We start from the raw sequence: 13,384 nt of genomic DNA, 5'->3' as shown, positions 1-13,384 counted from the left end.
AATAATTATTGACCTTGAGCGTTTTTTCCAACTTCAACAAAAAATAAATTTTCAGGTTCCAGTAAAGAACTTGCCAGTTCGTTTACTTCCTCTAATTTAACATCATTAATGATATTCGCATAATTATTTATACGGTTAACATCACGATCATTTATCTGCATATTATCTAGCAGCGTTGCTGTATTTGTGTTATTGGACAGGAAAAGGACAAGATTATTTACCAAGCCAATTTTTGCATCCTTGAACAATTGTTCGTCAATTCCTTGCTTTTTTATTCTGCTAAATGTATCTTTTACTGCTGATATAGCTTTGCCAGCAGTAGAACTATCAGTACTTATAAATCCAGATATAATATTTCCATGTTTATTGGAAATAATACTTGCATAAACACCATAAGTAATACCCAAGTTTTGCCTCAGTTCTGTCATTAATATTGAATTCAGCCTCATGCCACCAAGTGCATCAATTAAGACACCAGCGTTATAATAATTAGGATCTTCATAAGCTATACCTTTTTGAGCAAAAAGTATCACACTCTGTGGTATATCCATAAAAATATTCTTACTTTCTGCAGAACCAAAATTATTTTTTACAGGTATTTTTCTAACTTTTGATCTTTTTGACGGCAATTTAGATAAATATTTATCTAATAATGTAATAATTTCTTCTTTTTTTGCACAACCAGCAACACTGATAACTATGTTATCTTTAGCAAAATTACGCTTTATGTATGTTAAAACATCATCTCTAGTAATGTTCATTATAGTGTCAAGAGTACCGTACACACTTTTTGAGTAAGGATGTTTTTTAAACAATAACGTATCTAATTCTTTTCCAGCAACAAAATAAGGACTTTTTTCAAGATTATTAAAATTAACTTTGGCTTTCTCGAAAACTCTATTCAACCCTTCAGGGTCAACTTTAGGACGCATTATAGTATCGCTCAGTAATGAAATTGCTTCCTCTAGATTGTCAGACAAAGTATTTAATGAAACCCTAAATGCTTCTAAATCAGCAATAAAATTTAAACTAATCCCTTTATCTTCAAGCTTTTTCGCAAAATCTTTGGCATCATTTTTTCCTGCCCCTTCTTGAATTATAAGAGAAGTAAACCAGGTAAGTCCCTGTTTTTCTGCATTCTCATACACATAACCTGCATCTTTAAATGATATATTCAGTGAAACTTTTGGTAAAGCACAGTTTTCGACAAATAAAAACTTAAATCCTTTACGGGTAGTGACCTCCTCTATATTTAAGCTACCACTTGCTTGTAAATTAAAGCTTAGGCAGAAAAAAAACAGAAGTACAAATTTACTTATTCTCATTGTTATCTCCTTTTGGTAATAAACGACCAATTAACTTATTGGAAGAAAAGATAGTACGAATTTTGTTATTTACATCCTCTAAATTAACATCATCTATTTTGCTATATGAAATATCTATTTCATCAAGTGGAATACCAAGTGCAAGGTGTGGCACATAGAACATCGCTATATGAGTTAAGTCAGATAGATTATCAAACTGTGCTGCTTTGTATCTATATTTCGAGCTTTGCAACTCCTCATCCGTTATTCCTTTAGACATGAAGTTATTAATAGCATTATCTAACTCTCTTTCAACAATATCTAAATTAACTCCGCTTTTTGGAATGACCTGAATATCAATGTAGCCATCACTAAAAGCTAGGCTATTATAATAAGCAAACACTGATACTGCCACATCTTCATCTAAAACCAGATCATTATACAGTTTGCTGGATTTGCCGCCACCTAAAATTTCAACCGCTAAATGAGCAGCGGAAGCTTCATTTATATGCTCAAATAAGGGTACACGATAACGAAAATATAAAACTGGTTCTTTTACTTCAGTGCTCTCTAAGGTCACCGATAGACCTGCATTATGCACTGGATCCTGATTTGGGTAATTTCTCATTACAGGCTTAGCTTTAATTTCGCCATATTTTTCTTCTGCTAATTTCACTACTTCATCAAGTTCCACATCACCCACAATCAGTAATATTGCATTGCCGGAGTGATAATAGTTATCATGAAACCTCGTTATGTCATCCAAATTGTAAGTTTTGATATCGCTCTCCCAGCCGATAACAGACCTACCATAGCCAGTACGGTAAAATGCACTATTCATTTCTTCCCATAACAAGTTGTTAGGATGATTATCAAATCTCATTTTTCTTTCTTCCAACACAATGTTTTTTTCTCTATCTATTTTGTCTTGAGTAACATTAAAGCTGCCCATTCTATCTGCTTCAACTTCCATTGCAAGTGGTAAATCTTTTTTGGGGATCAACTCAAAATAACAGGTATATTCTTTAGTGGTAAACGCGTTAAATTGAGCCCCAATGCTACTCATAGTGGCTTCTATATCTGTGAACTTTCCTGTAGTTTCAAACATTAAATGTTCAAAGTAGTGAGCCAATCCTGCTTTGCCGATTGGATCATCCATTCCCCCAACTTTGTATATTACTGCATGTAAAACGGCTGGAATCCGATGATTAGGAACAATATAAACATCCAAACCGTTATCGAGTTTAGCATGTTTTATGTTGTGCTCTATGTTTAAAGCATTCGAAGAAATTGGGTAAGTAAAAAAAAATGCAGGTAGTATAAGAAAACTAAAAAGCTTATGAAGCATTATCCTAACCTAATATAAACATAATTACTTTATTCCCCATTTTGTTTGGAAATAAACATATCGTATGTATACCACTTATATAGCGATGTCAACATTATGTGAATATAATTATTTTATTCCTCATTTTGTTTAGAAATAAGCATATCGTATATATACCACTTATATAACAATGTAAACATTCCACAAACTATAGATAAATCTGCTAAATTAAAGGCTGGCCAATACCAATCATCAATATGAAAATATATGAAATCATATACAGCTCCCCAATAGATCCTATCAACTACGTTTCCGATTGCTCCACCAATCATCAGAGAAAAACCAAGGTAAGTTGACTGATCGTCAGACTTGTATATCAAATATGCAAGTATACCAATTATTAGTATTGAAAATGCTGAAAAAAAGAAACCGCCATGTGGTAAAGCGCTACACATTCCAAAACTAATACCTGAATTCCAAACTTCAACTAGTTTTATAAAACTAGCGATCTCAATTGATTCTCCTTCATCAATCAATGAGTTTATGTACAATTTGCTCGTTTGGTCAATCAATACTATAATTAATATAACAACTAAGCATAACTTTTTCATAAATTTGCCTTTAACCTATAAACTTTAAGTATATCATAATTTATCTGTTTTGTTAACTCCTCAATACTATGGAATTTTTTTTCTGACCTTATGAATTTTAAAAGTTGTATATTGACTTTATGACTATATACGTCTTCATCAAAATCGAATATGTGCATTTCTATTATAGGCTTTTTCAGATCCTTAAAAGTAGGTCTCATACCAATATTGACTACTCCATATAACCAATTTGGATTACTATCAGGAAAAGTCACTCTAGCGTAATATGTGCCAAACTTAGGTTTTATCATGCAATCTTCTATAGGAATATTTATGGTTGGAAATCCTATTTCTCTACCTCTACATGCACCTTTTGTCACAACACCAGAAACTTGATAAGGCCTGCCGAGCAATTTATTAGCAATTTCTATTTCGCCCCTTTGTACATACTCCCTTATTGAAGAAGAAGAGCAAATTTTGCCGTCAATTGTTAATGGCTCTAATTTAGTCAAAGAGTATCCATATATTTCAGAATATTTCTCTAGAGTTAATATATTACCCAATCGTTTATGACCAAAAGTGCAATTTTCTCCGACAATTATGTGTTTAGCGCCATATTTATCTATTAAAATCTCACTGATAAAGTCATCGCAGCTAACCTCAGAAAAACCTCTATTAAAATTAATAATATATAAGTAATCTATACCATAGCTGCTGATTAGTTCCTTTTTTTGTTCTTGGTCTATTAACCTAAAATTGTTTCTACCAAATAAAACAGTTGATGGGTGAGGCTCAAAAGTTAAAACTGCAGAGGGTAATCCTCTTTCTTGTGCTACCTTCTTTAGAGTAGAAATTGCAAACTCGTGTCCTAAATGAATGCCATCGAAATTTCCGAAGGTTAGTGCTATATTATTTTCTATTCCTTGCTCACAATTATAAATAATTTTCATACAATTTGATATGTTTCTTATATATAATAACTATATTTTAGTAAGCTACGGAGATAAATTGTGAAAAATGTTGTGATATATGTAAAGAAGGGCTGTCCATACTGCATAAGGGCAAAGGATTTACTAGATAAAAAAGGTGTGAAGTATGAAGAAATTGATGTGCTCAAAAACTCAGATCTATTTAACGACATAAAATCAAAGTATAACGTTAGAACAGTTCCACAGATTTTTATCAACGATAAGCACATTGGGGGGTGTGACAAATTGATGGATCTTGAAAAAGAAGGAAAGTTGGATGATATGCTAAATAATAATGACAATCACACTGATGTCACAACCTACACAAACAGCAATGATGAATGTGGAGAGTGTGTTATACCACATGATGATTTTATGTAACTTTTTATCTTGTTTTGTCGTGTAATACGTAAATGAAAACTAGTATGCTCACTTTAAACAATTCTTAATGAATTAAAAATACAATTCATTCAGTGAGTTTTTTTAGTGGGAAAAAATGACAAAAAATATTTCAATTATTAGCAGAAACTTAATTAGTATCGAATTAGTTAACAAACAAGATTTAGAGAATTTCATCAAGATTTTCACAGTGCTTGATAAACATATAGCAGCTAAAACACTTTTTACAGAAGAAGTGAGAATAGAGTATAAACAACACAACGGCATAGAAGTTGTTGAATTGCTAAAAGATACAGACTTTACATATCATGAGGTTGAAAATGTATTGAACCACCTGAGTAAACATGGAATGAAGGTGCCCAGCAGTGTTATAGCACACACCCTTTTTGCTGCATACAATCATGCACTTGAATTTAAGGATGTAGCATTTTCCTTTTCTGAAGGCTCTCCACAATTTAACATCAGAGTGAGTAAGAACACCTTCATAATAACTCCTATGAGTGAGGAGAATTTGGAATTGAATTCACAAAGTAGCAAGAAATTAATAGAGTCGTTACAGAGCGAAAAAAATATTTATGATTGTATAGTAGAAGAAAATACCATTAAAGTTATAGTGCATTCTGAAATACATCAAGCTATAAATTTGATTATAAAATCACTGATAAAGTCTCGCCTTTTAGCAAAAGAGGAAGAAGGAAAATTCAAAGAGAAATTGAGACAACTTGCTTTTAAGGATCAAGCTTTTGTTGAGTATTCCAGTATCAAAACCATCAGTAGGTATCCACATAATCATCCTCTGAGAAAGCATGAAAGTGTTACTAAGGATATAGAAAATATTTTATGTGATTTCATAGCAAATGAGAATAGCGAGTTCGCTATAGAGCGGTTAAATAGGCTGAGCTCAGCAGTTTCTCCGGATACTCCAAGAATCATCACTAAAACTATAGATAAACTTGTTAAGTTTCACTAAGATATACGAGAGCCAATAGATTTCTTGTATTACCTTTTGTCATCCAAGTAGCCTTGGCTACTTGGTTCTTTTTTTGGGTTCCAGCTATGTACATAGCTGTATGAACATTGTAGCCGTTATTCAAGTAGCCCGCAGAAGCGAAAAACTTACTTGACAAACTCCGCCAACTCCCTTATCATGAAACTGAAGCTATTTATTTATCTTCTCTGTACAGATTAAATGACAAAAAAACTCACGTATCTGGCGTCTCATGTTTAATTTTTTGCACTATGTGCACCTTATGTCTTTATAAAACTTCTAGGTTTTTACCTAATATAAGCTAAAATGCGCTTATAAAGCATTTAAAACATAAAAAAACGCCAACTTAAAAAATGGATAGTGAATAACTAGCTACCCTAGGGTTTCTTTTGCCTTTTTTTCTGTTTAGTAAATTTCTTAATGTTTATAATTTAGATTAGTTGCGGCTTAAAAGCAACTGAATCGCGGTTATTAAACGTTTAGAATAAAAAAACGCCATACTTGAAAGTATAATGTAAGTAATTAGCCAACCACGGGGCTTCTTTTGCCTTTTTTTTCGTTTGGTAAATTTCTTAATGTTTATGGCTAAACGACAACCGTCATCCCGCTACGTGTTAGCGGCCGAGATACCGCGAATGAATCGCGGTATGACGGTTCGCGGTGGCATGACGATAACCTCGTCATCCCGCTACTTGTTAGCGGGATCTAGAGATACCGCGAATGAATCGCGGTATGACGGTTCGTGGCGGTATGACGTAGAATTTTATACTCACCAACTCAGTATTCCAACCTGGATTGTATCTTATCGGTAAAAAAGAAGAGCTATTTTAGGAAGTTTTTATAGGACTAAAACCAAAGAAAACTTGCATATAAGTTTATCAAGATGTAAAATTAAAGTTATTTTAAAAGAATAGGTTAATTATGAATCTTGTAACAAAATCTGCTATCGATTTTACTGCTTCATCTGTTCTCTCTGACGGAGAAATTGTTGATGATTTCTGTCTGAGTAAGCGCATAAAAAATAAGTATGCTGTCCTTTTTTTCTATCCACTTGATTTTACTTTTGTTTGCCCAACTGAATTGATATCGCTCAATAATAGAATAAATGAGTTTGCAAAGCGTGGTGTTGAAGTGATAGGAATAAGTGTAGATTCAAAATTTTCACATTATAAATGGCGAAACACTCCAGTTAATGATGGTGGTATTGGAGAGATTAGCTACACTTTAGTGTCTGATATCAAAAAGTCTATATCAAGAGACTATGGGGTCTTATATGATGACTCAATTGCGCTGAGAGCAACTTTCGTTATTGATGATAAATTTATTGTACGTCATCAATCGATAAATGATTTGCCTTTAGGGCGTAATATCGATGAATTCGTTAGAATCGTTGATGCAATTAAACATAATGAAGAGCATGGTGAGGTGTGTCCAGCAGGGTGGAAAAAAGGTAAGCCAGCAATGCAGGCAAGCGATGAAGGAGTAGCTGATTATCTAAACTCATACAGTGAAGAATTATAAATTTAGTACAAAAGTTCTTATTATTGGATCTGGGGCAGCGGGTTATGCTGCTGCTATATATGCAGCACGTGCAAACTTAGAGCCAATTGTAGTAACGGGAATGCAGCCTGGTGGTCAGCTTACAATTACTACAGATGTTGAAAACTATCCTGGTTTTGTTTCAATACAGGGTCCAGAACTAATGGAGCAAATGAGGTTGCATGCAGAAAAGGTTGGAGCAAAAATAATAGATGATGAGATAAAAAGCGTTGAACAACTTGAGGATTCTAATGAGTATAGGTTTAGATCTTCTGGTAATATCAATGACTACTATTCAGATGCAATTATCATTGCATCTGGTGCGCAAGCGAAGTGGCTTGGTTTAGAAAGTGAAAAGAAATTTCAGGGTTATGGGGTTTCAGCTTGTGCGACTTGCGATGGTGCATTTTTTAGGAATAAAGTTGTAGCTGTGATTGGTGGTGGAAACACTGCTGTTGAAGAAGCAATATTTTTAACTCGATTTGCCAAAGAAGTGATATTAATACACAGGCGTGATAAATTAAGAGCGGAAAAAGTAATGCAAGATAGGCTCTTTAAAAATGATAAAATAAAAGTAATGTGGAACCATACCGTAGAGCAGATTCTTGGAGAAGAAAATCCAAAAAGGGTTGCTGGTATTGCGATTAAATCAGCAGAAACCCAAGAATTAAAAGTGGATGGAGTGTTCATTGCAATCGGGCATGCACCAAATACGGGTATTTTTAAAGGCTTTGTTGAAATGGATGAGCAGGGTTACATCATTACAAAACCTGGAACAACTTTAACTAGTAGGGCAGGAGTGTTTGCTGCAGGTGATGTTCAAGATAAGGTATATCGTCAAGCAGTAGTTGCAGCAGGAACAGGATGCATGGCTGCGCTTGATGCAGAAAAGTTTTTGGAGTCGTAGTTAATTCTAGGATTTTAGATAAATTGCTTGCAATTTTCCTTTTCTTTTACATAATTATATTAGTAAATCATTAATAAAGAGGGTTTAGTATGCCTTATAGAAACGGTGTAGCATGTTATGGAGCTTATGGAGGTGGTGATAACACGGCATCGCAAGCTCGAAATCCGACAACTTCAAGACAGCTAAGTGAATCAACAAAACAGCTATTTAAGGCTATTGATGATGGAAACCTAGAAGATTTTAAAGAAGCTCTGGCAGAGGGTGCGGATGTTAATGCGTTTGATAAAGAAGGCATGACACCTTTGATGTCCATAGTTACTAATTTGTCTGCAGGCTCTGAAACAGAAAAAGAATATCAGAATATGATTAGGTTGCTCCTACTGCACCGGAGCATAGATGTTAATATTTCTGAACAAAATAATAACAATACAGTTTTGCATCTAGCAATGTGCTTTCAACAAAAGAAAACTTTACAACTCTTACTAAGTCATCCAAACATAAACACTTATCTAACCAATAAAAACCATCAAAATCCTGAGGAATGTGCTAGACAAAATCGTGCTGGGCATTTGATAATAGAAATACAAAAAGCACAGAAAGGAAAAGAATTATTAGCTGCTCTTTCTAGCGGAAATATTTGCCAAGCGAAAAGACTATTGAATCAAGAGCTTCATCCTAATTGCTGGAGAAGAACCCAAGATGGAAGAATAAAAACACCACTTAGCTTAATTATTCGATTATGTTTACGAACGATAACAGAAGATGAAAAAGAAGTATTGACAAAACTTTTAAAACATAAAGACCTAGATTTTAGTTACGAGCAGTATGCACAATTAAAGCAAACAATTGAACAAGCTATTCAGAGCCGATTAACTGATACTATTAATAGAAAAGATTTAGATGATGTGAAAAAATTAGTAGAAGATAATTGTTTTATAAATCGTGCAGTTGTTACTGCTGCATTGGGGTGTTGATAATCCAGTTAACTCTATTAAAGATTATTTAAATGAAAAATTTCCTGCAAATACGAATAATATACCAGAAGATTTTGAGAAGTTTTTACAAGGGCTTGAAAGAACAAAAGCTCAACTTGTAGAAAAAGAGCAAGAGCTAACGAATAAAACTAGCAAAATTTCACTATTAGAAAGAGATTTAGGGCAAGTAAGACAGGAAAAATCGGCTCAAAAAACAAAAATCAATGATCTAAATAGTGAAGTAACTCGACTTAATAGAATTGTGTATGGAAGAGCAAGCGACACTGTCGAAATTTTACAATTAAAAAGAGATTTGAAACAAGTAAGGGAAGAAAGAGATAGGCTTTCATCAGAAAATAGACTGCTCCGTAGTAATAAAAACGAAAAATCCTCGCAAGCAATTTCTTCTGGTAGAAAACTAAGCAACTACGCTTCTGCATGTTTTATATTGCTTGGAGTATATACTGTTGTTGCATGTTTAGTAATAGAAGATTATCCAGGGATAATAAGTGCTTTCTTTACAGCAGTTGCACTGGCTTTTTTTTTATTAGGATGTTGTAATTTATATAAAGCAAACACAATACTTAGTGATGTTGAAAGCACTCAGCTTGGTGGTTTAGAACGAAGTTAAAGTTTTGATTTCTTCTCCAGGCCCTGCTGAAAATTTTTGTACATGTTAAAAACATCTTGATAATTGAGGTGAGTGTAAATTTGAGTAGTTTCCAGGCTTGAGTGACCAAGCAGTTGTTGTATTGATCTTATGTCAATATCTTCCTGAAGCAAATGAGTAGCAAAACTATGGCGAAATGCATGTGGAGATAAAATTTCTGGTAAATTTAACATTCTCCTTATTTTCTGCAAACGATTGGCCACATAAGTTCTTCCCAATTTTTTTCCTCTTACTCCCAAAAAAAGATGTTGTGCTTCATCAAGGTAAGGGCAAGCTTTTATATACTCTTGTATACATTTTTTTACTACGGGGAGAATGAATACCTGCCTTTGTTTATCTCCTTTACCTGTAATTATTAAGTTTTCGCTACTGATATCACTAACCCTAAGGTTCAACGCTTCACTGATTCTTAAGCCTGTACCATATAGCAGGACGATAATCGCAATTTCTCTTTTTACCACCCAAGGTTCACCCAGGTCGGATAGTTTCATTTCTTTCAATAAAGTTTTTATATTAGGTATTGATAATGCTTTGGGCAGAGTTCTTCTCTGAATTGGCCTTGATAAGGAAAATACAGCTTCATTGTCTATATTGTGGTTATTTTTTATGTACTTGAAGAAATTTCTGATTACTGAGAGTGCTCGAGTGTTGGATCTTGCGTTTACACCTCTTGCGTAACGAGAGGTAAGCCAACTTCTTAACTCAGGTATGCTTAAATTTTTCAGAGTACCAACATTTACTTCTCCGCCAATGTGAGTATTTAGGAAACTTATAAGATCCTTCAAGTCCCTCATGTATGACTCTAAAGTATTTGGTGAATAAGATCTGTTGCACCTCAGCCACTCATACCATTTTTCAATGATTGAACCGAGGTCCACAATTATTTTTTAAAGAAAGCATCGATGCACGCATCTCGAAAGGCTTCATTTATATCAGGATGAGAGTGACAAATTCTGTATATATCCTCTGCTGCTGCGCCATATGCCATTGCAACCGCTGCTTCGTTTATTAGCGTGTCAGCGTATGCTCCTATGATATGCACACCTAGTATTGTATCTGCTCTGCTACAAGTCAGCACTTTCACGAATCCTTCAGCATCATCAGTGATTTTTGCTCTGCCGTTTGCAGCAAATTGACATTTACCAACTTTGTACTTACGGCCAACACTTTTCAACTCCTCTTCAGTTTTACCGATTGAAGAAACCGCAGGGTGAGTGTAAATGACAGATGGTATGATTTCATAATCAACGTGAGGTACTTGCCCAGCGATTATCTCTGCAACTGCCACTCCTTCTTCTTCTGCCTTATGAGCAAGCATTGCTCCACCGATCACATCACCAATAGCAAATATTCCTTTTACATTAGTTTCATATCTGTTGTTAACTTGAACGAAACCGCGATTATCTTTTTCTATTTTTTCATCAATACCAAGATTCTCAGTGCATGGTTTGCGTCCTGCTGCAACCAGCACCTTATCTGCCTCTATAACGTTTGTTTGGTTATCTTTTACAGAGCAAACTTTCACACTCAAAGAGTTGCTACTTTGTTTTATCTCCTCGACTTTAGTGCTAAGTAAAAATTTTATTCCTTGTTTTTGTAGACTAGAAAGTAGAGACTTACTTAATTCTCCATCCATTGCTGCAGCGATTCTGTCAAAAAATTCTACTACAGTGACTTCAGACCCTAGCCTTCTCCATACAGAAGACATTTCAAGCCCTATTGCCCCGGCTCCGATTACGACAAGTTTTTTTGGTACTTCAGTTAAAGATAGTGCACCGGTGGAAGAAATAATGTCTTTCTCATCGATATTAATTCCTGGCAAAGAAATAACATCAGAACCGGTTGCAATTACTATATTTTTTGTCTTCAGCACCTTACCTTCAACTGAAACTTCAAGATTACCTTGGTCAAAAGAAGCAAGCCCATTGATTTTAGTGATTTTGTGAAGGTTAAACAGATATTCTATACCTTTTCCAAGTTCCTGAACTCTGGCGTCCTTATAGCCTAGCATTTCTTTTAAATCGAAACTTGCGTCCTTAATTTTTATGCCAAGCTTCGACAGATCATTTTTCGTGTGAGCATACTGATAGGAAGAATGGAGCAATGCTTTGGAGGGTATGCACCCAACTCTGAGGCATGTGCCACCAAAAATGCTATTTTTATCTATACAGGCAACTTTCAATCCAAGTTTTGCAGCAGCGATAGCACACTTATAGCCTCCTGGGCCACCACCTATAACAATTAAATCATAATCAGTCATAAAAAACAAACCTATTTTCTAAAGAATAAACACCTTTTCCCTCAGTTGTTACATATATCTTATTGCGAGTAAACACTGGAGTGTGAAACACATTACCAGGTACTTTGACTACCTTTCCTGCACTTTCAGATCCCGGAAAAGCAAACATTGAACCTTTATTGCTTGTCACCCACAGTATATGGGCATGCATAATTGGAGCAAACAATTGCGTATTTTCTATTAAATCAGATGTCCAGACTGTTTCTCCATTTTTTATATCCAGGCCAATTATTTTATCGTCTTTAGTAACTATAAAAATTCTGCCGCCTTCTTTTTGTTTCTCTGCAGGAATAAGAGGACTATAATATGACTCAATGTCTGATACACTTTTTACTTGCAGTGACTTTGACCATAAAATATTTCCTGATTTCACGTCAATGCTATAAATATAAGAATTATTTGTAGCTATTAAAGTATCGCCAAGCACTCTCGGTGTAGTAGTTACATCTGTGAGCTGTGTATCCAAAAGGTTTGTAGCCAATTTTTGGCTCCACAATTTTTTACCGTCTTCATTAAAAGCTATTAACTCACCATTTGAAAATGGTGCTATTATTTTATCATTAGAAATTGCTGGCGATATGGAATACAAACCTCGAACCTCATTGATGCCGTTTTGATAAGTCCAAACGAAGCTGCCATCTTTTATATCAAACACGTACAGATAATTATCAATAGTCAATACTACCAATTTATTATTTATTACTGCTGCTTTTCCTCTTACTGGAGCTCTCAATTCTTTTTCCCACTCAATCTTGCCAGTTTTTGCGCCTATTGCGTGTAAAGTGTTATCCACTATAAAGAAAACATTTTTTTCATAATGTGATAGGCTCATGTTACCAATTTTTTTCCTATGTGAGAGGTGTAATTTCCAATTCATAGCCTTTGAGTTATCAATATCAAAGGAATATAAAGCGCCGTGCTTGTCTGATAAAATAACGCTATTTTCTATAAGCACTGGAGCTACATATCCTTGAGATAGTTTTTTATCCACTAGACTTATTCTCTCGCTTGCCATTGTGTAACTGCTACACAATAACATTATCATGACAATTATTACTTTCATTATTTATTGAAAACAAGATTCATTAATATACATCTTAAGAACCTTAATTACAACGGAAATGTTCTTGCTGCATGTTAAAAACGTTGATTTATGAACGAAATATTATATTATTATGTGAGATAATGTATATTCTTAGAGGTAGTACACCTCATCCACTATGCAGCAACGTGCATAGCTGTATGAACATTGAGATATAAAATAATTTATACCAAGAAGAAAGATGTCATCCAAATAGCCTCTTTTCCTGTCATCCCAGTGCTTGACACTGGGATAGCTTTGTTGCATAGCAACTGAAAAAATCTGGTGGCTACTGACAAAATTCATTATAAATAGCTATTTAACTGTTGAAGAAAAAA

General features: G+C 34.4%; 13 protein-coding genes. 6 read left to right on the top strand and 7 right to left on the bottom strand.

Annotated features, from left to right (window positions below; genetic code table 11):
- Positions 1–5 precede the first annotated feature (5 nt).
- The 4 genes from AAGD59_RS05700 to ribF form a co-directional block, all read right to left on the bottom strand.
- Positions 6–1,325: a M16 family metallopeptidase gene (locus AAGD59_RS05700; RefSeq protein WP_015589188.1), complete on the bottom strand. Its 1,320-nt coding sequence runs from the start codon at positions 1,323–1,325 to the stop codon at positions 6–8.
- Entirely contained in the window at positions 1,312–2,652 is a 1,341-nt protein-coding gene (locus AAGD59_RS05695) for a M16 family metallopeptidase (RefSeq protein WP_264723515.1), read from the bottom strand. Before AAGD59_RS05695 ends, AAGD59_RS05700 begins: the two co-directional genes overlap by 14 nt.
- Positions 2,653–2,765: 113 nt before the next feature.
- The gene (gene lspA / locus AAGD59_RS05690; RefSeq protein WP_006279329.1) at positions 2,766–3,242 is read right to left on the bottom strand and encodes a signal peptidase II; all 477 of its coding nucleotides are present in this window, start codon (positions 3,240–3,242) and stop codon (positions 2,766–2,768) included.
- Entirely contained in the window at positions 3,239–4,171 is a 933-nt protein-coding gene (ribF, locus tag AAGD59_RS05685) for a riboflavin biosynthesis protein RibF (protein ID WP_010082493.1), read from the bottom strand. Before ribF ends, lspA begins: the two co-directional genes overlap by 4 nt.
- Positions 4,172–4,231: 60 nt before the next feature.
- On the opposite strand from ribF, the gene grxC reads away from it, so the two are divergent.
- From grxC to AAGD59_RS05655, 6 genes are all read left to right on the top strand, one after another.
- Positions 4,232–4,570 (top strand): glutaredoxin 3, encoded by a 339-nt coding sequence (grxC, locus tag AAGD59_RS05680; protein ID WP_007550037.1) that lies wholly within the window; start codon positions 4,232–4,234, stop codon positions 4,568–4,570.
- A gap of 115 nt (positions 4,571–4,685) precedes the next feature.
- Positions 4,686–5,558: a hypothetical protein gene (locus AAGD59_RS05675; RefSeq protein WP_007550039.1), complete on the top strand. Its 873-nt coding sequence runs from the start codon at positions 4,686–4,688 to the stop codon at positions 5,556–5,558.
- Positions 5,559–6,497: 939 nt separating this feature from the next.
- Complete coding sequence (locus AAGD59_RS05670; protein WP_012673206.1) at positions 6,498–7,097, top strand: peroxiredoxin; 600 nt, start codon at positions 6,498–6,500, stop codon at positions 7,095–7,097.
- Entirely contained in the window at positions 7,084–8,022 is a 939-nt protein-coding gene (gene trxB, locus AAGD59_RS05665; protein ID WP_015589186.1) for a thioredoxin-disulfide reductase, read from the top strand. Before AAGD59_RS05670 ends, trxB begins: the two co-directional genes overlap by 14 nt.
- Positions 8,023–8,111: 89 nt before the next feature.
- Complete coding sequence (locus AAGD59_RS05660; protein WP_265027874.1) at positions 8,112–8,996, top strand: ankyrin repeat domain-containing protein; 885 nt, start codon at positions 8,112–8,114, stop codon at positions 8,994–8,996.
- On the top strand, positions 8,971–9,627 hold the full coding sequence (locus AAGD59_RS05655; RefSeq protein ID WP_265027873.1) for a hypothetical protein: 657 nt from the start codon (positions 8,971–8,973) through the stop codon (positions 9,625–9,627). The genes AAGD59_RS05660 and AAGD59_RS05655 overlap by 26 nt, the downstream gene beginning before the upstream one ends.
- Here the strand turns inward: AAGD59_RS05655 and AAGD59_RS05650 are convergent.
- Genes AAGD59_RS05650 through AAGD59_RS05640 form a run of 3 tightly spaced genes read right to left on the bottom strand, consistent with a single transcriptional unit; the run spans position 9,624 to position 13,028 of the window.
- On the bottom strand, positions 9,624–10,544 hold the full coding sequence (locus AAGD59_RS05650; RefSeq protein ID WP_015589184.1) for a tyrosine recombinase XerC: 921 nt from the start codon (positions 10,542–10,544) through the stop codon (positions 9,624–9,626). The two genes, AAGD59_RS05655 and AAGD59_RS05650, sit on opposite strands and share 4 nt — an antisense overlap.
- A gap of 2 nt (positions 10,545–10,546) precedes the next feature.
- Positions 10,547–11,926 (bottom strand): dihydrolipoyl dehydrogenase, encoded by a 1,380-nt coding sequence (gene lpdA / locus AAGD59_RS05645; RefSeq protein ID WP_015589183.1) that lies wholly within the window; start codon positions 11,924–11,926, stop codon positions 10,547–10,549.
- Complete coding sequence (locus AAGD59_RS05640; protein ID WP_341812908.1) at positions 11,919–13,028, bottom strand: PQQ-binding-like beta-propeller repeat protein; 1,110 nt, start codon at positions 13,026–13,028, stop codon at positions 11,919–11,921. The genes lpdA and AAGD59_RS05640 overlap by 8 nt, the downstream gene beginning before the upstream one ends.
- Positions 13,029–13,384: the final 356 nt, after the last annotated feature.

Source organism: Wolbachia endosymbiont (group A) of Cephus spinipes, from assembly GCF_964026895.1.
GTDB lineage: Bacteria > Pseudomonadota > Alphaproteobacteria > Rickettsiales > Anaplasmataceae > Wolbachia > Wolbachia pipientis.
This window is presented reverse-complemented; position numbering and strand designations above follow the sequence as displayed.